Raw genomic sequence first — 22,027 nt, forward strand, 5'->3', positions numbered from 1 at the left:
GACGTTTAGGCGCCCGGACCCAAAATTATGGCGAGGGGCACGCCAAACTCCGGCGCCTCCGCCAGGGCAGGGATGCCCAGCAATGCACTGAGCGCCTCTGCGTTTGCCTTCTGCTCAATGCCGCTATACATGATGACCGAAGCAGCCTGAGCCTGACCATTCCAGTTGGCGGCTGTCGATACCGTCCAACCGTCCACCTGAACCCGCCCTGCATAACTTGCGGCCAGACCCGGTATACCGGTGGCGTTGTAGATAGCCACAGGAATGCTCTTGTCCACGACGGAGTCGGGGCTCGGCGACGGGGAAGGGGTCGGCGTCGGAGTCTCCACAGGAGTCGTGGAGGGTGCTGGCGTCGTGGGAGGAGCTGAGGTGGTGCTCGGCGGCGCGGTAGCGGTCTCACTCACGGTGGCCGGCGGCTGCGTGATGTTGTTATTGAGCATCTTCGGCATGATGAAAAAGGCCAGCAGCCCTACACACAGTGCAACGATGCCCACAACCATCAACGGCATCAGTGAGCGCCGCTGGGGTGCAATCGAAGCACGGTGGACGCCGTGGCGCGCCGAGTTCTCCTCGATAGCGTCGAATTCATCCCGCGGGTAATTACTCATTGTGCAGTGTCATCCTTGTGGGTACGGTCCTGTTGGTACGGCGGTAGTAGGCGCGGCGGCGAATGGCTACGTTGGCGAAACCGTGGATCAATTCCCGAGCCGGCGTGCGGACCGGGCCTGTTGCCGCGACGTACGTAGTCTACGCAACCGCTTGACCAGCATGGGGTCATAGGCCAGCGCGGCTTCCGTGTCGATCAACGCGTTCAAAACTTGGTAATAGTGGGTTGCTGAGAGGTCGAACAGCTCCCGGATGGCTTGTTCCTTGGCGCCGGCATACTTCCACCATTGGCGCTCCAGGTCGAGCATCTGCTGCTCACGCGCACTGAGTCCCGCCAGCGCTTCGGGTACTGCCGAAGATTCCGGCGTTGCGGCAGGGTCCACTGGACTGTGCTCCGTTCGGACTGCTTCGGCCACAACAGCCCTCCATTCCTCATCCTCAGCAGGGCAGCAATCATCAGCCCGCATTGTCAATGATAAGGGTGAATCACATCCCTGTCATTTGGGTTTCTGTGAACAAGACACGCATCACACCTACCTGTGGAGGAATCAAGCCACGCCTGGCCCGCTCTCACAACGGCTCAGCATGGCTCACAATGGACACTATGGACAGCTCACCCAGCCTCTTCGACCTCCCGCCACCACCCCCGTGGGACACAACTCAATTGCAGGCCCTTGCCGCCCTGAAATCCGATCCCCTCTCGCACATGGCGCCCGATTGGGCCGCGGCACTAGCCCCGCAGGAATCCGCGCTGCGAGAACTAGGTGCCATGCTTCAAGACGAGTACGACGCCGGCACTCGCTTCCTGCCCCACCCCACCCAGGTGTTGCGCGCCTTGGGCACCCCACTGGCGGATGTCAAGGTCTTGATTGTGGGGCAAGATCCCTACCCCACCCCTGGGCATTCGGTGGGTCTGGCATTTTCCGTGGATAGAGCTACGCGCCCACTCCCCCGCAGCCTGAACAACATTTACAAGGAACTCGCCACTGATTTGGGCATCCCGCCAGCCACCCATGGTGACCTTAGCGCCTGGTCGCGGCAGGGCGTCCTCCTTCTGAACAGGGTGCTCACGGTGGCGCCGGGGGCGGCAGGATCGCACCGGCGTCGTGGGTGGGAAGGGGTCACCGAAGCAGTCATCCGCACCCTAATCACCCGGCAGAAACCACTCGTGAGCGTGTTGTGGGGCAAAGACGCCCAAAACTTGGCCCCATTATTGGAAGGCACGGCCGTGATTGAATCGGCACACCCGAGTCCGTTGTCAGCGTCGCGCGGCTTCTTTGGCTCCAAACCCTTCAGCCGCGTCAATGATCAGCTAGTAGCGCAAGGAGCCTCCCCCATCGATTGGGCACTACCTCAATGACCTAGACTGATTAGGACAAGCTAACTTTGCGTAATTATTTCGCTCACCATGCCGGCCAGTGCCCGGCACCTAGGAGCTCATCGTGACAACAACTCATACCGCTGCCACACGCCCGGCTGGACGAGGCGGAAAGCCCCGCATTCAGCACACCCTGCAGGTGCTGCGCAAGGAAACTCTGAGCCCGCACATGGTGCGCATCGTGGCCGGCGGCCCCGGGATGGCAAAATTTGAGCCCAGTTACGCCACGGATATGTACGTGAAGATCCTGTTCCTGCACCCCGGCGTTGAGTACACCGCGCCCGTGGATGTGGCAGCGCTGCGCGAGTCGCTGCCGCGAGAGCAATGGCCCGTGACGCGCACCTACACCGTCCGTTGGGTTGACCTGGCCGCGCAGGAACTTGCCATTGACTTTGTGCTGCACGGCGAATCCGGTCTGGCCGGTCCGTGGGCAGCCGCAGCGGTCCCTGGCGACACGATTATTTTCTCCGGCCCAGGCGGCGCCTACACGCCCAACCCCGACGCCGATTGGCACCTTTTCGCTGGCGACGAAGCCGCCCTGCCGGCCATCGCTGCGGCCATCGAATCGCTGCCGGCCGGAGCTAAGGGGCACGCCTACGTTGAGGTCGATTCGGCCGCTGATATCCAGCCCATCAACAAGCCCGACGGCGTTGAGCTCTCCTGGGTGTTCCGCGAAGGAGCCAGCCCGGCCGAGTCCACGGTCCTGCTGGATGCAGTAGCCAACGGCCCCTGGCCCGAAGGCACCGTCCACGCCTTTGTTCACGGAGAACGCGAATACATGAAGGCGCTCCGTGACCTCCTCTTCAAGCAGCGCGGTCTGGAACGCTCACAGGTTTCCCTCTCGGGTTACTGGGCCTATGGTCGCACGGAAGATAACTTCCAGGCCGAAAAGCGCGAGCCGATCGGTCAAATTCTGTAGCTGGAAGTGACAGCTGGGCTCGGCGACACAGGCGAGAGTCCCTCGCGAGCAGTAAGATTTTCCCGCTCGTACCTCGCGTGCAAAATCCATCCTCGCTCCGGGACGCCCGCCTGTGTCGCTGGGCCTCCCCGCTAACCGCCAGTTACCGGCGACGGTTGCGGCGGCGGTCTTTTTGGCCGTTGCTGCGAGTGAAGGGTCGGGCGGCGTTATCGCCGAGCACCACACCCGCGGCTACTGCCAGGATGACAATCAAGGCGTTGAAGATTCCCACGGCGCCGGAGACTGAATCATCCGGTGTGAGTGTCATGACGAACATGGCTCGGAAGATGGAGAGTCCCACGAGCAAGAAGATGATCGAGGGGACGGCCACGACCAGCTGCGGGGCCCCGAGCCGCAGCGAGATGATGCGGGCCAGCATGCCGATCACCACGGCAGCGACTGCTGGGGCAAACCGTCCGCCCAGCCCCAACTCCATGCCGGCGTAGTAGACCAGATAACCAATCAAGGCCACCACCACCGTGGGTAGTAGCAGCCGTATGGCAGTCTGTTCAGCGATACAAATGGCCACAGTAGCCACCGCGACCAAGGCCAGCACCCAAAACAGGGGCAGGGAACCGGTGATGGTTTCGGCCACATTGAGCCGTTCTGCCCCAAACACGGCACCTGTCACCAGAGCCACTGAAATACCAGCCACTATGGCACCAAAGGTCAAGAACGCTGAAAGAAAACGGCCAGCGGCCGTCACAGGGAAGCCATTGATAGCATCTTGAACGGCCGAGACCAAGCGCCCCGAGGGCAGCATCAATAGAATTCCGCCAGCCACCACTACGGATGGACTCAACGGCACCTCCGCCATGAAGCACAGTACGGCGACGATGGTGACGAGGAAGGAGCTGATGGCGGTGACAAAGAAGTCTGGGACCCGCCACTTACTCAACACACGGGCGGTCTGGCTCGCCACCAAGATGGTGAGAAAGGCAACGCCCATGCCAAAGCCAGTGCCACCGATGACGCCCACCACAGCGGCCGCAAAGACGGCTTCCGCAAAAGAGACCATCCACCGAGGGAAGGGCTTGGGCTTCTTGATGATGACATCCAGACGCCGGTAGGCCTCATCCCTGCTGACTCCCCCGCCAGCAATGTCGGTGACGAGTTCGTGTACTTCCACGAGGCCGGCGTAGTTATTGGTCCAGGAACGTACCACGCGCAGCAGCGTGATCGGTACAGCATCGCGCGGGGCATAGTTGATGATGACTGACTGGTTGGTGATGTCGACTTCGATGTTGCGCAGTCCTAGAGCAGCGGTGACAGCGATGATGCTGGTCTCCACTTCAAGGGCACCGGCGCCGTAGCGGAACATGGTTTCGGCCAGTCGTAGCGCGAAGTCAATGGTTTTCCGTGCCGATTCCTCAGCCTTGCCGACCTGAATGGTGAAGTTGGCGTAGGGGCTCCCGGCCAGCCTGTCAACGATCTGCATGGGCGCCGTGGGCGGAGTCTCCCCTTGCACCAGTCTGCGCAGCATGCGTTTGGCAGAGGCGTTGGCCCGTGCCTGCGCCGGGGTCACCACCTCGTTTTTTGGCATGTCCCTCGAGACCGGACTCCGGCGCTCAACTCCCACAAGTCACCTTTCCAACATGTTGATTCTTGCTATAACGGTTGCGATGGCGATAGCCGCGATGGCGACCATCGCGCTGCCGTCGAAGCTAGTAATTTCTAGTAAAACTTTTGTCCCGTGCGGCGCACGTACAGCTGGCGGGCTACCCGCTCACCCACCGTGGTCCAGATCTTGTACTTCAAGGGCGAGAAGGGCAGGTCCCAACAGCCGATGAAATCCGTCACCGTCTTCGTGAAGCTGGTTTTGAACAGTCCCAGGCCATGGTGCGGGTGGGTGGGGTCTTTGAGCCGGTCCGACGGCGGTGTGCCACAGAAATCGTATTCCACCGCGCCTAGCCCCTTCATATCCAAAATGGCTTCCCACTGGATCAGGTGCGAATCGCCATACTGGGAACGCTTCTGCAGTGAGCCGCCATCCTTATACGTGGCCTTGGCTCCATAGTTGATGACAAAGGCGCCGACCGAGGGCACGTCGTTTTCGTAGACAAAGAAGAACTGTCCCTGCCCGCGGTTGCAGAACTCCGTCCAGAACTGCTGGAAGTAGGCAAACTCACGTGCCTTGCCAGCATTTTTCGCTTCGAAGGTCCCTTCCATGAGCCCGTACAGGGTCCTCATGGTCTCCTCGGTGGGTTCGGCTCGTTTGACTTCGACCCCTTCACGGATGGCACGGCGCACAGCGTTCCGGCCCCGAGAATGGAGTTTGCGCAGCAGTTCGTTGGGCTCAGGAGTGATGTCCAAAATGGCTGTGTGGTCATTGGGCTGCAGGTCATCCACCTTGAGCAGACCAGCGGCGTTGAACACGGCACGGACTTCTTCCGAGTCGATGATGTCCGGCTCAATTTTCGCGGCGAAGACGTTCAGTCTGGCCCTTTTCACAAAGGCTCGTAGAGCCTCCAACATGGCCGGAACATGGGCAGCATCAGCTGTATCGGGGCCCTTCATGAGGTACCAGAGCTTGCCCAACACCGGGAAGGATTTCTCCAAAACTAGGTTGTAGCTGGTGTATCCGGCACCTTCGAACGCCAAAAATTGGGTATCCCAGCCATAGTTTTTCTTCACCGCGGCAAAGGCAGCAGACTGCAATAGATTGCCGCCATTGGGGTTGGCTGTGACGTGCGCATCCCAGTCGGCGATCTCGGCGGCGGTGGCAAATCGGGCAGTAAATTCTGGCAAGAGACCCTCAATTACGTCGGCATTTATTCACTACATGCAGTCTACCGGCCCGGTTTCTCACAGCCCATTCAGCATGTTTTGCAATGCAGTGCGCCGGGCCCCGCGGTGGTGGTTCTGGCGGTGACCAGCTGATTTTCCTCCTAACCAAACGGAGGAACCAAACGGAGAAACCAAACCGAGTAACCAACCGAGTAACCAAACGGAGAAGCCAACGGCACGAAATCTTGTGAATTCATGCCCTTGGCTTCTCAACGGTGGCTTCTGCGGTTGGCGTGGCGTCCCTTACTTGGGAGAGCTGGAAGCCGCCGTCTCAAACTCGTCGTCGCGTCCGGCGTCGTGAGTCATGGGGCCACCTTTCGCATCGGCTTCGATGACATCCGCCTCGAACTCGGCCATTTCAGAGGTGAGTTCCACGGGGGCTTCGCGGTCCAGCTTGGTGGACAGCGGCACCTCCTTGACGAAGCAAAGGATGATCGCGGCAATGACGGCTAGGGGCACCATGAAGAGGAACAACGGGATCAGGGCCTCATTGTAGGACTCGATCACAAGCTTCTTGATGGGATCCGGCAGGGCGTTGACCAGGTGCGGGGTGAAGGAGCTGGCACCGCCGCCGCCTGTGCCTCCGGGGATCTTCTCGGCGACGAGCTCATGCAGGCGGGTGGCGAACATGGCACCCACAACGGCGGAACCAAGCGTGGCACCGACCTGGCGGAAGTAGTTCTGCCCGGCGGTGGCCGTGCCAACAAACTTCAACGGGAAGGAGTTTTGCGCCACCAGCGTCATGATTTGCATGCTGGCCCCGAGCCCAATGCCCATGATGCCCATGTAGACGCAGATGAGGTAGACGGGCGAATCGGCATGGAGTGTGGCCATCAGAGCCAATGACACAGCCAAAATAAAGGAGCCAACGATCGGGGCAACCTTGTACCGGCCCGTGGTTGAGACGCGACGGCCCACAACAACCGAGACGATCAGCATGCAGCCCATCATGGGAATCATGAGCAGGCCCGCCTGAGCTGCCGAGAAGCCTGTGGCCATCTGAATGTACGTTGGCATGTAGCCAAGCACGCCGAACATGGCGATGCCCGTGAGCAGGCCGGCAATGGTTGTCAGGTTGAAGTTACGGCTCTTGAACAGCATCATGGGCATGACCGGTTCGCTGGCACGCAGCTCCACGAAGACAAACAGCACACCAAAGACGATGGCGGCGGCAGCGAGACCCAGAATTTCAGGCGAATTCCAGTCATACTGTGAACCGCCCCAGGTGCCCACCAGAACCAGTGCGGTGGTGGCGAGGGCAATGAGCATCATGCCCAAGTAGTCGATCTTGGGTCGTGTTGCGTGCACAATCTTCGGCACATGCAGCAAGAAGATGGTGGCGAAGATGGCTAGAACTGCCAGCGGCACGTTCATCCAGAACGCCCAGCGCCAGCCCGGCCCCTCAGTCAACCCGCCGCCAATCAGCGGACCTGCCACCGACGAGAAGGCGAAGACGCCGCCCATGATACCCATGTACTTGCCGCGTTCGCGGGCAGGAACGACGTCGGCAATGGTTGCCTGGGAAAGAATCATCAAGCCACCACCACCAAGACCCTGAATGACGCGGGCCACGATCAGTGTGCTCATGTCCGGAGCCAGCGCACCAATGACGGAACCAATGGTAAAGATGGAGATGGCGAACAGCAGCATGGGCTTGCGGCCCAAGAGGTCACCCAGCTTGCCGTAAACCGGCATCATGATGGTGGACGCCAGAATGAACGCGGTGATGGCCCACGCCATATGCTCGACGCCGTTCAACTCGCCCACCATGGTGGGCAGCGCTGTCGAGAGGACAGTCTGGTTCAGAGACGCCAGCAACATGGTGACCATGAGGCCTGCGAACAAGAGAACTATTTTACGTTTCTCGCCGGGATCGACCAGCGTTTCAACTTTGGTTTGAGCACTCATAAAGTTGCTTTGATTGCCTCTCGGAAAATTTCAATGGACTCATCCACAGCTTTGGTCTCGCCGGCGGAGACGGCACTTGGGTTGCGGCTGAATGCGAAGCGCATAGCGGTTCCGGCAAGCATCAATAGGGCTTTCGCTCCGTCACGACCGCTAGGTACTCCGGCACGGGCAAATTCAGGATCGGCGTCGTCATAGCGGTCCATCAGGATTGATTCGACCAAGAGCTCGGAGGCGGAGACGTGCAGGAAGACGGTGCGCGCGAGCTCAGGGTATTTGTTCTTGAGTTCCTTGCGGCGCGCCTGTTGCGATGCTTCCGGGAACATAGAGCGGATCACCGCAACCATCAGACGGACGGTGCGGCCAAAGAGATCATCTTGGCTGTCCGCATGGAACGCGGCCACGGCCTCATCGGGCAGCGTGGGCGGCTGGGTGCCCATGATGGCGTCTTCCTTCGTGGCGAAGTAGTTGAAGAACGTCCGCTTGGAGATGCCGGCAGCTTCGGCAATGGCCTCCACTGTGGTTTTAGTCAGGCCCTCTTCAAGAGCTAAAGCCGAGGCCTTGTCATGAATCAGCGCCCAAGTGTCTAGCCGGTTCCGCTCACGCAGCGGCACTGTGGGGGTTTTTTGCATGACTACAGTTTATGCACTGGCGCAAACATTGCACAAGTGCAAAGTTTGCATTGGGGCATGTTTTGCGTCACTGCAGGTCCTCTATTGGCGAGAATTGCGGCACTTCGTCAACAGCTGCGCCCCGGAACCAGGATGGGATTGGTTCCGGGGCGCAGTTATTGCTGGGGTGGTCATTGCCGGGACGTTATTGCCGCGCAGCCCACCGCCGCTAGTCCTCGCGCGGGCGCAGCCACGTGAATTTCGGAGTTTCCTTGGCTAGAAACGCAGCGACCCCGATCGCGGCGTCGTCGCTAATGGCCATCTGCCCCTGCCAATAAGCGCTGAGCTGTTCCACTTCAGCCTCGCTGGCACCTGAACTCAGCGCATTGATGAGGGCCTTGTGACCCTGCGCCGAGAACTGCGAGCGCGCTGCCAGATGCAGAGCATAGGAATGCACTTCATCCCACAGAGTGTCCACGGCCAACACCTTCGTGGCCATCCCCAGCCGCAACGCTTCCTGGGCATCCACCAAGTCGCCGCTGAGTAGCAAGTACTTGGCTGCGGCCGGGCCCGCCAGTTCCACGAGCCGCTTGATCCCGGAGAGCGGATACACAATGCCGATCTTGCCCGGGGTGATCCCGTACTGGGCACGGCTGGAGGCGAGCCGGATGTCGCAGGCACCGGCGATCTGCCAGCCGCCGCCCACGCAATAGCCGTCGATCGCGGCAATGACCGGTTTGCGAAACGCTGCGAGTGCGTTTTCGGCGGCGCTAACGTCCCCACCGTCCCGGTGTCCAGTGGCGGGGTTGTGCAAAATCTTTTGCACGGAGGCAATGTCGGCCCCGGCGGAAAAGTGTTCGCCAGCCCCGCGCACCACCACAACCTTCACGGCTTCCTCGGCTTCCAGTTCTTCCAGCAACGGCGGAAACTGTTGCCACATCGCCGCCGTGATGGCGTTGCGCATGCTCGAGTTGTCCATGATGAGCCACGCCACAGGCCCTTGCCGTTCAACCCGGAGCGTTCCGTTTCCCCTCTCAACCACGGGGCACCTCACCGGTGGGCACTGAGGAGGGTGCTCCGTCGTACACCACGCCAGCCTCCATCAACCCGGTAATTTGCTCCGCGGACAACCCCAGCCCCTCCAATATGGCTAGGGTGTCCTGCCCAAGCGCCGGCGGCGCCTTCGCCACAACGGGCGCGCGGCCATTGACCGAGACCGGGCCGCGCAGCAGCGGCAGGGCCGTCCCATCGCTGCGCTGCACCGTTTGCACCATCTGCAGATGCTGTACCTGGGGGTCGGCAAACGCCTGCTCGTAGTTGTAAATGGGGCCGGCGGGGATGCCCTCGGCGCGTAGATCGGCCAGCCATTGCGCCGCGGTCTGACGTGCCAGCAAGCCATCGATCAACTCGCGCAGCGCCTCCCGATGCACGGTGCGCAACCGGCTCGTGGCGTAATCGGGGTGCTCCGCCAGCTCCGGGGCACCCAGCAGCGCGCACAGTTGTACCCACTGTTTCTCGCTGCCCACGGCGATGATCAGCGGAATATCGGCACTCTTGAACACCCCGTACGGCGAGAGCACCGGGTGGTTGTTCCCGCGCGGCACCGGCACCTCCCCCGTGCTCAGATATTGCTGGCCCTGGAAGGCTGACAGCGAGAGCCCCGTTTCCAACAACGACGCCGAGACAGCACTCCCGGCCCCGCCCTCCTTGCGCCCGGCCAGGGCCGAGGCAACGCCGAAGGCCGTGTAGATGCCGGTGACCAGGTCCACGATGGGCACACCCACCCGGTACATGTTTTCGGCGTCCAGACCCGTGACCGACATCAGACCGCTCATCCCCTGTGCCACCTGATCCAGCCCGGCCGCTTGGCTCAGCGGCCCAGTGGGTCCGAACCCCGTGACCGAGGCAATGATCAGGGACGGGTTTGCTGCGCGCAGCAGCTCCGGGTCAAGACCGGTGGAGTTCAGGACGCCGGGCCGGAAATTCTCAATCAGGACATCGCTGGCAACGGCCAGGTCCCAGAGGATCTTCTTACCTGCGGGGGTGTAAAAGTCCACGGCGATGGAGCTCTTGCCGCGGTTGGCGGAGTCAAAGTAGAGGGAGTGATCACCGTCGAACGGGGCCCAGCTGCGAGCCGAATCCCCACCCTTAATGCTCTCCACCTTGATGATGGTCGCACCCATATCGGACAACAACGACGCCGCATAGGGCCCTGCCAGCGCGCGGGACAGATCCATGACCTTGACGCCGGCGAGCGGCAAAGCGGGTGGGTTCACAGACACTTGCGCCTCAGGCACCTGTGCCCCGCAGCTTCACGTTGATCTGCTTGGTTTGGGTGAAGCCAGCGAGCATCCCTTCAAGCGAGACTTCCCGGCCAATGCCGCTTTGCTTGTAGCCGCCGTACGACTGTCCCGGCACCTGCCCACCACCCTGGTTGATCTGCACCCAGCCAGCTTCGAGGCGGTGCGCGGTGTTGAGAGCGTCGTCGAGGTTGTGGCTCCAGACGTAGGCGGCCAAGCCGTAGTTAGTGTCGTTCGCCATCTCCACGACCTCATCCACGGTGCGCCACGGGATGGCAACCAGGACGGGGCCGAAGATTTCCTCGCGGGCAATCCTGAAGTCGTTTCGAGCCCCGGTAAACAGGGTGGGCAGGTGGTAGTAGCCCTCAGTCAAGGGACCTTCCGCTGGTTCAGAGCCGCCGATCACGGCCTTCATGCCGGGCGTGTTGCGACCCTCGTCGAGGAAGTTGCTGATGGCACTGTGCTGTTTTGCGTTGATGACGGCACCCATATCGGTGGCCTCATCCAGAGGGTCGCCCACCGTCAAGGCGTCGAGCCCTGAGCTGAGGGTTCCCACCACCTCGTCGAAAATCTCTTCATGCACGTACAGTCGTGAACCGGCCGTGCAGCTTTGCCCCTGGCGAGTGAAGCGCGAGGCGAGCAGCAGGCCTGAGTACAGTTCGTCGTCGTCCGTGGCAGAGGAGGCGGAGGTGGCTGCAGCGGAGGACAGCGCGTCGGGGAACACGATGGAGGGGTTCTTCCCGCCCAGTTCCAGCGACTGGTGAGCCAACCGGGCGCCAGCCTGTCCGCCCACGCGCCGGCCCACCGCGGTGGAGCCGGTGAAGGAAACCTTGTCCACGCCGGGATGCAGGGCCAACGCCTCGCCGATGATCGAACCGCTGCCGGTCAGAGCGTTGAGCACCCCGGCAGGCAGGTGCTTACTGCAGACTTCAGCCAGCAACAAGATGGTCAGCGGGGCATCCTCGGCGGCCTTGAGGATCACGGTGTTGCCGGCGGCGAGCGCGGCGGGCACCTTGAACGCGGCGATCATGAGCGGGGAGTTCCACGGCAGGATAGCCGCGACCACGCCGAGAGGTTCCAGCCGGGTGTATTGCAACTGGTTCTCGCCCGCGGGCAGGGTGTGTCCCTTGACTTCCCCGGCCACTCCGGCGAAATAGCGGAACATGGCCACGAGGTTGGTGGCTTCTGGCCGGGCCTGGGTGCGCAACGCGTTGCCGGTGTCCAGTGCGGTGAGCCGGGCGAATTCTTCGATGCGGGATTCGAGCTCGTCGGCGATGGCCAGCAGGGCTTGGGCGCGGCCGGTGAAATGCAGTGCGCGCCAAGCCGGGAAGGCTTTTCGGGCGGCAACGACGGCCCTGTCCACGTCCTCGACGGTGCCTGCAGGTACGCGCGCAATCACTGATTCGCGGCGCGCCGGGTTGTGGACCTGGTGCCATTGCTCCCGCAACGAGGTGACGGGTTCCCCGCCTACCCACATGGGATGGTCTTCGACGGCGTGCTCGGGTGAGGACGTGGTGGGTGTGTGCGTTGTCATGACGAAAGCCCCTTTGCTTTATCAAGTGCCGCGGCCATGGGTGTGGGCCGCCAAGTCCACGCTCACACACGCACGCCCTGCTTGCAACTGCGGCGCGGCCGTGACTGTCCAAATCATGTACGCCTCAGCGCCCATTCACCCCGAATTTCCCACGAAAACGTACGTGATCTGGACACTGGACCAGTAGCTATTGACGGTCCGGATGGTATGAAAACGCATCTTTGTCTCGAAAGCGCCACCATCCATCGCAGTCCCGGAGGATTCACCATGCGAAAAATTGCCCCACTGCTGTGCGCCGTTGCGGCGTCGGCCGTCCTTGCGGCCTCGGGTTTTTCCCCTGCCTTGGCACAATCTCCGACGGCTCCTTCAAGCCCATCACCGGCCGCTTCCGCCGCACCCTTTTCAACCCCGCGTACGACGGCGGATCCCTCACCGGCCGCTTCTGCCCTCCCCGCCACAAGCACGGGTGCCGTACCGACTCCGGCTGACGGAACAGCCCCGGCTGATGGAACGGCGGCAGCCATTGCCTCCTCGTCGCCCATCATGACGGCAGACCCCGCCGCAACTACACCGGCCAAGAGTCCTGGAGCTCGAGTGCTGGCCGGTATCTATGTCCCCGATGCCAAAGTTGTTTTTATCGCGAAGGTCTTGGCTAGGGCCAATAGCTACCGCGCCCAAAACGGCGCAGCCCCGCTGGTCCTGAACACGGCTATTAGCGCTGGCTCGCAAGCTCGCAAGAGTGGGTCCTGAAGTTGAACGGGCACATCAACACTGACACACTGGACATGGCCAAGCTGCATCGTCCGGATTACGGTACCTCTCTCCTCCCTGCCGGTTTTGACACGTACTCGAAAATTATCGGTATCAACAACACGGCCGAACAGATTGTTGACTGGTGGATGAACTCCCCCGGCCACCGCGCAGCGCTGATGGATAAACGATTCACTGACTTTGGGCTGGGCTACATCAAAACCAGCAAGGCTGGCTGGAGCGGTATGACTGTGGTCGCGGGCAACTTGGCCAGGTACCCGGCAAAAACGCCTACGCCTGCGCCGACAACACCGGTCGCTCCCGCACCGACCCCCACGCCCGCCCCGACCACCCCGGCACCAAGCTCTGGACCTGTCCTTGCAGCAGGCGACGTCGCTGCCGTGAACTCCGCCAGTGACCTGTACGCCTACCCCTCCGCCAAAGGCGGTGATTTGTGGAAGAGCAAGTTCATCTCCGCAGGCTGGTCCGGAGTTCAGCAGTTGACAGTGGTGGACTACAACAACGATGGCCGCCAAGACTTGGTCGCGGTATGGGCCGATGGCCGGCTCACGGCCAGCTTCGGCCAGGCCAACGGCACCTTGAAGGCTGCGCAAAAGATCGGTTCAGGATGGGGACCGTTTGAGGTTGTCATCACGAAGTGGAAGTCAGGCTCGGTGTATCCGTCCATCGTCGCAAAAAGTCGCACGACCGGGCAGCTCTTCCTCTACCCAAACCTTGACGGTATTCGGTTCGGTGCACGCCAGCAGATTGGCAATGGCTGGGGATCGTTAACCATCATTGCCGCCGACTTTGACGGTGATAAGAAGCAAGACCTACTGGCTCGCACCTCGGCTGGAAAGTTGCTGCTCTACCGCGGCAATGGCTCCGGTGGATTCATCAGTGAAGCCCGCCGGGTGGTGGGGACCGGGTGGGGCTCGATGACCCACCTTTCCGGCATCGCCAATCACGTGGGCGCGGGCAGTTACGGCGTCCTTGCCCGCTCCAATAACGGCAACCTCTTGTACTACCCGATCCTGCGCAACTCCTGGGGTTCTAAGTTGCAGATCGGTACTGGTGGCTGGTCTGCGCTGAAGCTGGGCAGCTAGCTATACAGCCCGTTCAACCACGCACCCCAGGCCGCGCCGGCGGACTCAGCGTCCGCACCCTCTGCAAACAAATGCACGGTCATGCCCACCACGGCACCAAAGGCGTTGCGGCCAAAGAACCGAATCATGGCATCCTCGGTGCGCAACCCCACGAAGTTCGGGTGCAGGTAGTCCACCACGGCGTCCACGGTGCCGAGCCCCGCAATGGCGACGCAGACGTGTCCCCCGGCTCCGGCGTCGTGAATTCCCAGCGCGGCCTTGACCGCGTCAAAGGCCTCCGGCGCAGAGGAAACGGCCGGCCCTTGCACGTCCGCGAACGCCGCCTGACGACCCGCAAAATACTGCACGTACTGGCCCAGGGTGTGCAGGTAGAAGGCGGTGTGTTTGGCGGCGCCGTCGTACTGGTTATCCCAATCTTCAAAGAACACCCCGCTGTGGACGTACCGCAGCCACGACTTTCCGTCCGGTAGCTCGGAAATATCAAACTCGAGCTGGTTGAAGAAGCCGCCCTCACCGTCCATCCGGTTGGCGTAGCGGCGCGGCGGGTCCCACACGGTGACGGTGCTGCCAAAAGGCCCCGCGCCGCCAAGTTTCGGCTCAATCTCCATGGGCCACATCCACCCGGATGTGCCACCGTGAGCGGCCTCAAACACCTGCTCCGGCGTCCCCTCGATCTCCGTCTCGTGCACAATCGTGAACTCTTTGCTATTCATAGCTCCAGTCTTACACCGAGAATTTGCTTTGCCCAGAACCTCTTTCCAGCCCTATCCAGCAATAACTGCAGCTTGAGCTTCACGCGGCGCTCCCGCCCTAAAGGCCGTCCCACGCATCGAGTTCTGGGCCCGCATCCCACGGTGCCAGGTGAGGAATCCGCCGTCGAGGTTGCTGACGGTGAAGCCCAGATGCGTCAGAATCCGTGCCGCCGTATTGCCGCGCTGACCAACGGCGCAGTGGACCACCAAGGGTCCGGCGGGCAGCTCACCGTGCCGTTCACGAAGCTCGTCCACCGGGATATTCACGGCTCCAGCAATGGCTCCGGCGGCAAATTCACCGGCCGTGCGCACGTCAATCAGGTGCGCGCCGGCAGCCACGGCGTCGGAGAGTTCGTGCCATTGCACGGTGCTCACTACGCCCGCGGCCAGGTTGTCGGCGATCATTCCGAGCATGTTCACGGGATCCTTGGCCGAGCCAAATTGCGGCGCATAAGCCAACTCAAGGTCAGCAAGTTCACTAGCACTCATGCCGGCGCGCATGGCCGTCGCTATGACGTCGATGCGCTTATCTACACCGTCGCCGCCCACGCCCTGCACGCCGAGTATGGCGTCCGTGACCGGATCCACCAGCAGTTTCAGTGACATTTGCGTGGCGCCCGGGTAGTAGCGGGCGTGGTTGGCAGGGTGCGAATGAATGGCGCGGTACACCCGCCCGGCAGCCCGCAGGCGCTTCTCATTCCAGCCGCTCATGGCTGCGGTCATGCCAAAGACACCGACGACGGCGGTGCCCAGGACCGCGGCCGATCGCACGGCCCGGCCTGTGATGACGTCCGCCACGAGGCGCCCGTGCCGGTTCGCCGTTTGTGCCAGAGGCACCAGCGTGGGTTCACCGGAAACGGCGTCGCGCTTTTCAGCTGCGTCACCGACTGCGTAAATAAATGGGTCGCTGGTCCGCTGGGATTCGTCCACAACCACTCCCCCGTGAGCGCCCACCGCCAGACCGGCAGCTTTCGCCAGCCAGCTTTCCGGACGCACGCCAGTGGCGGTGATCACCAGATCCGCGGCGATACGCGTTCCGTCGGTGAGGATGATGTCGTACTTCTCCACCGTCTCGGTGAGCACATTCGTGCGTACCTTGACGCCATTGGCCATCAGCCGTTCCACCACAGGGATCACCATTTCGGGATCCAACGGGGCCAGGATCTGCGGACCCGACTGCAGCAGGGTCACTTCCACGCCACGAAGGGCAAGGTTTTCAGCCAGCTCCAGACCAATGAAACCACCACCAAGAATCGCGGCATGCAAGGGCACGCTGGAACCGGCTTCCATGGCCGTAAGTTCTGCCATGATGGCATCTACATCGGCCACGTCGCGTAGGGTGTGGGCACGTTCAATACCGGGCAGCTCGGGCCGGACTGGCTTGGCGCCGGTGGACAACACGAGGGCGTCATAGGCCTGCTCAAAACTCTCACCTGTGAGAAGGTTCCGGACAGTCACGGTCTTCTGTGCCGCATTCACGGCGGTGACCTCATGGCGAGTATGCACATCGATGTTGAAGCGGGACTTCAGTGATTGCGGGCTTTGCAGCAGCAAAGCATCGCGCTCGGCAATGACTCCGCCCACGTGATATGGCAGGCCGCAGTTGGCGAAGGAGACATGCTCGCCGCGTTCAAAGACAGTGATGACGGCAAATTCGTCGTTACGACGCAGGCGGGTGGCAGCAGACATGCCACCGGCAACACCGCCCACGATGACAACGCGCAATTGATTCGAGGTCATGGTGTGTTTACTTTCCGCCGAAGATCTTGGCGAACCAGCCGGACACTTCTTTGGCCTTCTTGGGTGCATTCGGGTCGCAGGAGCAGCGCTCAGCCTTCGGGATGTGGCGCATGACGTCATCCACGTGACTGCCACACCCCGCCCAAGTGGTCTTGTTGCAGGAACGGCATTTCACGGCACGGCACATGGTTTTCTCCTCATTTGCGATACCCCCATGGGTATCTGATGTTTCCAGAATACATACCCCCTGGGGTATGCTGTCAAAACGACATAGAACCACAAAGGGGCATCATGCAACTGTCTGAGGAAGCTTCAAAACCCATCATTAACCGGCTCCGCCGCGCCAATGGACAATTGGCCGGCATCATTCGCATGCTTGAAGAGGGCCGCGATTGCGAGGACATCGTCATGCAGATGGCCGCCGTCGGAAAGGCGCTAGACCGTGCTGGCTTTGGTTTAGTAGCAGGCAGTTTGAAGGAGTGCCTAGCCTCTGGCCAAGGCGAAGACTTGGACAGCGGAAAGCTGGAAAAGCTGTTCCTGTCCTTGGCGTAGCGAACGGGCACGTGGACCAGAGCAACTGACGGGCGCATGGACCAAACTGGAGGTACCCGGTCATCCCGCATTCATCTGACGCAGGTAGACTCCGTGATCATGAACGCCAACATTCTCGCCACTGCACACACCACCCGCGCCATTTTTCTTGATGTTGACGGCACCTACGCAGATTTTGGGGTCGTCCCGGAAGGCCATGTGAGCGCCGTCCGGCAGGCTCGAGCGGCAGGTCACAAGGTCTTTATTTGCACCGGCCGCCCGCTTCCCATGCTGCCGGATAGTATCCTGGGTGCCGGTTTTGACGGCGTGGTGGCAAGTGCCGGTGCATACGCCCAAGTAGGCGATGAGGCGCTCATCAACTCCACGTTCTCGGCGGATCTGACCTCCCGAGCACTGGATGTTCTTGACGCCCACGACGCAGTTTATATCCTGGAAGCACAGGATTCCGTCCGTGTCCCGGCAGCCGCCGAAGACCGGCTCCGGGCTCATATTGCCGCACACTTTGCCAGCGCTCCTGCGGATCAGCCCACTGCATCCTCATCCATCGTTGGCTCGCTGACCAGCTTCACGAATCGCAGCGGGCTGAGCTTTGCGAAAATCTCCGTCTTCGAATCACCCGTCCCCATGGCGGATCTGGTCAACGCGATCGGTGAGGACATTGACGTCGTGGCAAACTCCATCGCTGCCGAGGGCCCGCACGCCGGTGAGCTTTTTCAGCGCGGCATCAGCAAGGCCGACGGCGTTGCTGCCGTCATTGCCCACTTCGACATCCCCAAATCAGATTCTATTGCCTTTGGCGATGGCCAGAACGACCTTGAAATGTTGGCCTTCGCAGGCCTTGGTGTGGCCATTGAAGGCTCCTCCCCCGAGTTGCTCGCCATCGCCGACCGTACGGCACCGCGGCCCAGCGAATTGGGCATCGCCACCGCGTTTTCCGAGCTTGGCCTGATCTAAGTGGCTCGTCGGCTGATCTCAGTATCGATATAGGCGGCGAGCGCCGACCTCCGAATCCTGCCCCTGCCCTGCGCTGCGCTGCCCTGCGACTTTGCGTATGCGCAACCCAGGGCGCCGCAGCTGCGGCACACTCACAGCACCGCAACCCCACCCCGCGTTGCGTGCGCATAAACTATCCCGGACCGGTAGCTCTAACCGGCAGGCTCTGTCCCGGCAAGCCATACCCTGCTACCTTTGGTATAAAAATATCCATAAGTTATTAGCAGTGGCAGATTCCGGTCAGCCAGCAGAAAAGGAACAGGAACTCATGCAGCACGCATTCGCCACTGGCTCCGGAGTTGCTTTGAGCCTCATTCGTTCCGGTCAGGCCACCTCGCGCCGCAGCCTAATCAACCAGCTTGGCTGGTCGAGAATCACCTTAGCCAAGCGCTTGGACGAACTCCTAGAAGCTAAGATCATCATCAGCGTGGGTCAATCAGATTCCCAAGGCGGGCGACCTGCGGAAGAGTTTGCCGTCAATCCCGACGCCGGCCTCCTCCTAGCCGTCGATATCGGCGGGTCCCATACCCGATTGGCCATCACCGATCTGGTCTCCAATGTCCTCATCGAAGACGAAGCCGACATTGCCCCGAGCGAAGGCCCCACAGAGATCTTTGACTGGGCAGGTCAAGTCTTTGACCACATGCTAGGCCGCCTCAATAAGAGCCACCAGGACGTGGTAGGAATTGGCGTGGGCGTCCCCGGCCCTGTGGACTTTGAGAGCGGTCGACTGGGTAGCCCTCAACTAGACCCGCAATGGGAAAACGTTTTGGTTCGGGAGTTTTTCGCGGAGCGATACGGTCACGCGGTCTTCGCGGTCGATAGGGACGTCAACGTCTTAGCACTCGCTGAAGCCCGGCGAGGGTGGCGCGAGTACCGAGATGTTGTAGTTCTCAAGGCAGGTATCGGACTTGGTTCTGCGTTTGTGCTCGACGGCTCCATTTATCAAGGATCCCGGGGTGGAGCCGGCGATCTAAGCTGGCCCACCGCCAATGGCGGACGCCTCCAGCGCCTTGAGCTCGTAGCCAGTGGCGGCGTCATTCGAAAGGAACTACGCGCTCTGGGCTACAAGGTACGCACCAGCCAGGACATCGTCGATCTTGCACGGGTTGGAGACGGAGAAGTCTTGCGGCTGCTATCCAAACATGGCACCTACATCGGCCAGACATTGGCCGGCGTGGTGGGTCTGCTCAATCCTCAGGCAGTGATCGTTGGCGGAAACCTGGCTCAGGCAGGCGAGGCCTTTGTGGCAACCATCCGGGAAGCCATTTTTGCAGGCGCCAGAGAGTACTCACTGAAGGGACTCGTGGTGGAACCCTCTCGACTGGGCTCAATTGCTGGAGTCACAGGCGCCTCCCTCATTGCTCAGGATGCACTTTTTGCCCCTGACCGAATCAGCAGACTTACCCGCACTGCCACCAAGGCCCAATAGTCACTGCCCAGCGCAACGCGCTGCAACGCACCGATCGACCTCAGCACCACCCTCGAGTGACTTTGGTCTATTTATAGACAAAAGACCTAAATGCATGTAGCGTGATTTCAAGCACAAGTCCTCCGGGAATGGCGCTTCCACTTTTTCACTGACGAAAGAATCACCGTGGCAATTAATTTGGCTGAAGCCCTCTGTTCAATCACCACCAAAGCGAGTGCTCAGGATTGGCGCGATGCAATTCGAATCTCAGGCGCAGGCCTCGTTGCTGGAGGCGCCACAACAGATGCCTACACGGACCAAATGATTGCAGTGGTCGAAGAGCACGGCCCGTACATCGTGATCGCCCCGGGTATTGCCTTGGCCCACGGCCGGCCCTCCGAAGCTGTTTTGACGGGCGGGCTCAGCTGGGTCAGCCTCAAGGATCCGGTGGAGTTCGGCCACCCGAAAAACGATCCAGTCTCCCTTGTCATCGGTCTGGCCGCCCTTGACCACACCACCCACATGGATGTCTTGAAGGCTTTGGCTGGAATCCTCTCCCAAAAAGGCAAGTTGGAGCAGCTGGTGGCTGCCGAATCAGAAGATGAGTTGCACGCACTTCTGACAAACGCAGCATCCGCAGCCTAAATCATTTCCCCAGTTTTCGAATCAAATCAATGAATCAAACTCAATGAAAGGCACCACCATGAAGATTGTTGCAGTGTGCGGCATGGGTATCGGCACCTCAGTACTACTCAAAATGAACGCAGAAAAGGTACTTGAGAAGCTCGGCATCGACGCAGACGTTGAAGCCGCAGACATTGGCGTTGCCAAGGGTGCCGCCCAGACAGCAGAGATCGTGCTTACCTCTGACGAACTGGCAGGCGAGCTCGGAGATGTGCCCGCAAAGGTCATCATCATCGACAACTTCTTTGACCTAGAAGAGATCACCGCCAAAATCACCGAAGCCCTCCAGTAACCTGGCCCACCCGCATCGAAAGGAGCATCCGTTATGGAGTGGCTCGTAGTAATACTCAATTTCATTGGGCAACAAATCCTCAATGTCCCCGCGTATCTCATCGGCATCATCACCGCCTTGGGCCTGATGGCGCTTCGCAAGAACGCCGGTCAGGTCATCGGCGGCGGTTTGAAGGCAGCCATTGGCTTCCTGATCTTAGGTGCGGGTGCCAACGTAGTGGTCGGATCGCTGGATCCCTTGGGTCAGCTCATTCTCAAAGTCACTGGCGCACAGGGCGTCATCCCCACCAATGAAGTCATCACAGCCATGGCCCAAGACGAGTTTGGCGCCCAAAGCGCCTACGTGCTCACCCTTGGCTTCGTTGTCATGCTCTTGTTGGCCCGTTTTACCCCGTTGAAGTACGTGTTCTTGACGGGTCACCACATGGTCTTCATGGCCACCATGCTCACTGTGGTGCTATCGGTGGGTCTGGGAGCTGACCTGGGCTGGCTAGTCGTGTTGATCGGAGCACTTTTGCTCGGTGTCATCATGGTGGTCATGCCGGCGTTCCTTCACCCGTGGACCAAGAAGATCACCGGAAACGACTCCATCGCCATCGGTCACTTCGGTTCTCTGGGCTACTTGGCTGCCGGTGCGGCCGGCCAGGTTGCAGGCAAGCGCAGCAAGTCAACGGAAGACATCAAATTCCCGCAGAGCTTGAAGTTCCTGCGTGATTCCATGGTTGCAACTTCCCTGTCCATGATCGCCATCTATATGGTCTTCACCATCTGGGGCCTGATCGCCCTGCCCATGGACGAAGCCTTAGCGATCTTTGGTGCTGCTGATGGAGGAGCCTTCATCATGGCCGGTCTGGCCCAGGCGCTGCAGTTCGGTGTCGGTGTGGCTGTGATTCTCTACGGTGTACGCACCGTCCTTGGCGAATTGGTCCCCGCTTTCCAGGGCATCGCCGAAAAGGTTGTCCCCGGCGCCAAGCCGGCTCTGGATATCCCCATCGTGTTCCCCTTCGGTGCCAACGCAGTTCTCATTGGCTTCCTGAGCTCCTTCGCTGGCGGTCTGCTGGCTCTTGGCCTGCTGGCCATCTGGTTGAACCCGGCCTTTGGCTTGGCTTTGATCCTGCCCGGTATGGTCCCCCACTTCTTCACCGGTGGTGGTGCCGGCGTATACGGCAATGCAACTGGTGGACGCCGAGGCGCCGTAGTAGGCGGTTTCGTCAACGGCATCATCATCACCATCTTGCCTGCCATTCTGCTGCTGGTACTGGGTGACTTTGGCTTTGCCAACAGCACCTTTGGTGATGCTGACTTTGGCTGGTTCGGCACGCTGGTCGGTGTGAGCTTGCTCGGTAGCAGCGCCCTTGGCGCCGTTTTGACCGTCCTGATCGCCGTTGTTTTGGTGACGGCCGGAATCATCTTCCAGGTCAAGGTCGTCAACCGTGGCTGGGTCCCGGGCGCCAAACGTGATGCTTGGCTGGCTGAGGAGAAGGCCGCAGAGGCTGCCATTGCTGCAAAGGCAAAGGCTGAGCTTGCCGCCCAGAAGGTAGCCGCAGAAACCGCCGCTTCCTAGCTATCACCACGTCTGGCCTCCCTGAAATCCGAAAGTTTTTCAGGGATGCCAGACCACTGATCAACACCCCGTGAGCCTGCCCGGAGCACACCGCTCCCGGCAGGC

General features: G+C 60.8%; 22 protein-coding genes. 10 read left to right on the forward strand and 12 right to left on the reverse strand.

Annotated elements, in window-relative coordinates:
- Nucleotides 1-5 precede the first annotated feature (5 nt).
- Both AB0P14_RS03190 and AB0P14_RS03195 read right to left on the reverse strand, forming a co-directional pair.
- Nucleotides 6-608 (reverse strand): LytR C-terminal domain-containing protein, encoded by a 603-nt coding sequence (locus AB0P14_RS03190; protein WP_363837629.1) that lies wholly within the window; start codon nt 606-608, stop codon nt 6-8.
- A gap of 87 nt (nt 609-695) precedes the next feature.
- Nucleotides 696-989, reverse strand: a complete 294-nt coding sequence (locus AB0P14_RS03195) for a DUF3263 domain-containing protein (RefSeq protein WP_363838161.1) — start codon at nt 987-989, stop codon at nt 696-698.
- Nucleotides 990-1,312: 323 nt separating this feature from the next.
- On the opposite strand from AB0P14_RS03195, the gene AB0P14_RS03200 reads away from it, so the two are divergent.
- The gene (locus AB0P14_RS03200) at nt 1,313-1,966 is read left to right on the forward strand and encodes a uracil-DNA glycosylase (RefSeq protein ID WP_363838164.1); all 654 of its coding nucleotides are present in this window, start codon (nt 1,313-1,315) and stop codon (nt 1,964-1,966) included.
- A gap of 82 nt (nt 1,967-2,048) precedes the next feature.
- The gene (locus AB0P14_RS03205) at nt 2,049-2,903 is read left to right on the forward strand and encodes a siderophore-interacting protein (RefSeq protein ID WP_363837632.1); all 855 of its coding nucleotides are present in this window, start codon (nt 2,049-2,051) and stop codon (nt 2,901-2,903) included.
- Nucleotides 2,904-3,045: 142 nt separating this feature from the next.
- On the opposite strand, the gene AB0P14_RS03210 is transcribed toward AB0P14_RS03205, so the two are convergent.
- From AB0P14_RS03210 to AB0P14_RS03240, 7 genes are all read right to left on the reverse strand, one after another.
- Nucleotides 3,046-4,485 carry a threonine/serine exporter family protein gene (locus AB0P14_RS03210; protein WP_363837635.1) on the reverse strand — a complete coding sequence of 480 codons (1,440 nt, stop codon included), beginning with the start codon at nt 4,483-4,485 and terminating at the stop codon, nt 3,046-3,048.
- A 131-nt stretch (nt 4,486-4,616) separates the two neighbouring features.
- Nucleotides 4,617-5,690 carry a peptidoglycan bridge formation glycyltransferase FemA/FemB family protein gene (locus AB0P14_RS03215; protein WP_363837638.1) on the reverse strand — a complete coding sequence of 358 codons (1,074 nt, stop codon included), beginning with the start codon at nt 5,688-5,690 and terminating at the stop codon, nt 4,617-4,619.
- Between the two features lie 282 nt (nt 5,691-5,972).
- Nucleotides 5,973-7,637 (reverse strand): MDR family MFS transporter, encoded by a 1,665-nt coding sequence (locus AB0P14_RS03220; RefSeq protein WP_363837641.1) that lies wholly within the window; start codon nt 7,635-7,637, stop codon nt 5,973-5,975.
- A complete protein-coding gene (locus AB0P14_RS03225; RefSeq protein ID WP_363837643.1) occupies nt 7,634-8,266 on the reverse strand; it encodes a helix-turn-helix domain-containing protein in 633 nt (210 codons plus the stop codon). The genes AB0P14_RS03220 and AB0P14_RS03225 overlap by 4 nt, the downstream gene beginning before the upstream one ends.
- Nucleotides 8,267-8,474: 208 nt before the next feature.
- Nucleotides 8,475-9,287 (reverse strand): enoyl-CoA hydratase/isomerase family protein, encoded by an 813-nt coding sequence (locus tag AB0P14_RS03230; RefSeq protein ID WP_363837646.1) that lies wholly within the window; start codon nt 9,285-9,287, stop codon nt 8,475-8,477.
- On the reverse strand, nt 9,280-10,527 hold the full coding sequence (locus tag AB0P14_RS03235) for a CaiB/BaiF CoA-transferase family protein (protein WP_363837648.1): 1,248 nt from the start codon (nt 10,525-10,527) through the stop codon (nt 9,280-9,282). The genes AB0P14_RS03230 and AB0P14_RS03235 overlap by 8 nt, the downstream gene beginning before the upstream one ends.
- Nucleotides 10,528-10,534: 7 nt before the next feature.
- Nucleotides 10,535-12,079, reverse strand: coding sequence for an aldehyde dehydrogenase family protein (locus AB0P14_RS03240; RefSeq protein ID WP_363837651.1), 1,545 nt, complete (start codon nt 12,077-12,079; stop codon nt 10,535-10,537).
- A 267-nt stretch (nt 12,080-12,346) separates the two neighbouring features.
- Between AB0P14_RS03240 and AB0P14_RS03245 the strand changes: the two genes are divergently transcribed.
- Both AB0P14_RS03245 and AB0P14_RS03250 read left to right on the forward strand, forming a co-directional pair.
- Complete coding sequence (locus AB0P14_RS03245; protein ID WP_363837654.1) at nt 12,347-12,829, forward strand: hypothetical protein; 483 nt, start codon at nt 12,347-12,349, stop codon at nt 12,827-12,829.
- Nucleotides 12,830-12,864: 35 nt separating this feature from the next.
- Nucleotides 12,865-13,935: a CAP domain-containing protein gene (locus AB0P14_RS03250; RefSeq protein ID WP_363837657.1), complete on the forward strand. Its 1,071-nt coding sequence runs from the start codon at nt 12,865-12,867 to the stop codon at nt 13,933-13,935.
- On the opposite strand, the gene AB0P14_RS03255 is transcribed toward AB0P14_RS03250, so the two are convergent.
- From AB0P14_RS03255 to AB0P14_RS03265, 3 genes are read right to left on the reverse strand one after another with little or no spacing between them, the layout of a single operon-like run.
- The gene (locus AB0P14_RS03255; RefSeq protein WP_363837660.1) at nt 13,932-14,648 is read right to left on the reverse strand and encodes an SRPBCC domain-containing protein; all 717 of its coding nucleotides are present in this window, start codon (nt 14,646-14,648) and stop codon (nt 13,932-13,934) included. The two genes, AB0P14_RS03250 and AB0P14_RS03255, sit on opposite strands and share 4 nt — an antisense overlap.
- Nucleotides 14,649-14,699: 51 nt before the next feature.
- Nucleotides 14,700-16,427 (reverse strand): FAD-dependent oxidoreductase, encoded by a 1,728-nt coding sequence (locus tag AB0P14_RS03260; RefSeq protein ID WP_363837663.1) that lies wholly within the window; start codon nt 16,425-16,427, stop codon nt 14,700-14,702.
- 7 nt (nt 16,428-16,434) lie between these two features.
- On the reverse strand, nt 16,435-16,614 hold the full coding sequence (locus tag AB0P14_RS03265) for a hypothetical protein (protein ID WP_253599511.1): 180 nt from the start codon (nt 16,612-16,614) through the stop codon (nt 16,435-16,437).
- A 104-nt stretch (nt 16,615-16,718) separates the two neighbouring features.
- On the opposite strand from AB0P14_RS03265, the gene AB0P14_RS03270 reads away from it, so the two are divergent.
- The 6 genes from AB0P14_RS03270 to AB0P14_RS03295 all read left to right on the forward strand — a co-directional run bounded on the left by AB0P14_RS03270 (nt 16,719) and on the right by AB0P14_RS03295 (nt 21,922).
- On the forward strand, nt 16,719-16,979 hold the full coding sequence (locus AB0P14_RS03270) for a metal-sensitive transcriptional regulator (protein ID WP_253598339.1): 261 nt from the start codon (nt 16,719-16,721) through the stop codon (nt 16,977-16,979).
- A 99-nt stretch (nt 16,980-17,078) separates the two neighbouring features.
- Nucleotides 17,079-17,933, forward strand: coding sequence for an HAD family hydrolase (locus tag AB0P14_RS03275; RefSeq protein ID WP_363837666.1), 855 nt, complete (start codon nt 17,079-17,081; stop codon nt 17,931-17,933).
- Between the two features lie 307 nt (nt 17,934-18,240).
- Nucleotides 18,241-19,404 (forward strand): ROK family protein, encoded by a 1,164-nt coding sequence (locus AB0P14_RS03280; protein ID WP_363837669.1) that lies wholly within the window; start codon nt 18,241-18,243, stop codon nt 19,402-19,404.
- A 165-nt stretch (nt 19,405-19,569) separates the two neighbouring features.
- Nucleotides 19,570-20,028, forward strand: coding sequence for a PTS sugar transporter subunit IIA (locus AB0P14_RS03285; RefSeq protein ID WP_363837671.1), 459 nt, complete (start codon nt 19,570-19,572; stop codon nt 20,026-20,028).
- Between the two features lie 58 nt (nt 20,029-20,086).
- Nucleotides 20,087-20,359, forward strand: a complete 273-nt coding sequence (locus tag AB0P14_RS03290; protein ID WP_363837674.1) for a PTS sugar transporter subunit IIB — start codon at nt 20,087-20,089, stop codon at nt 20,357-20,359.
- Nucleotides 20,360-20,392: 33 nt separating this feature from the next.
- Complete coding sequence (locus AB0P14_RS03295) at nt 20,393-21,922, forward strand: PTS ascorbate transporter subunit IIC (protein ID WP_363837676.1); 1,530 nt, start codon at nt 20,393-20,395, stop codon at nt 21,920-21,922.
- The last annotated feature ends 105 nt before the right edge of the window (nt 21,923-22,027 follow it).

This window comes from Specibacter sp. NPDC078709, from assembly GCF_040686795.1.
GTDB lineage: Bacteria > Actinomycetota > Actinomycetes > Actinomycetales > Micrococcaceae > Specibacter.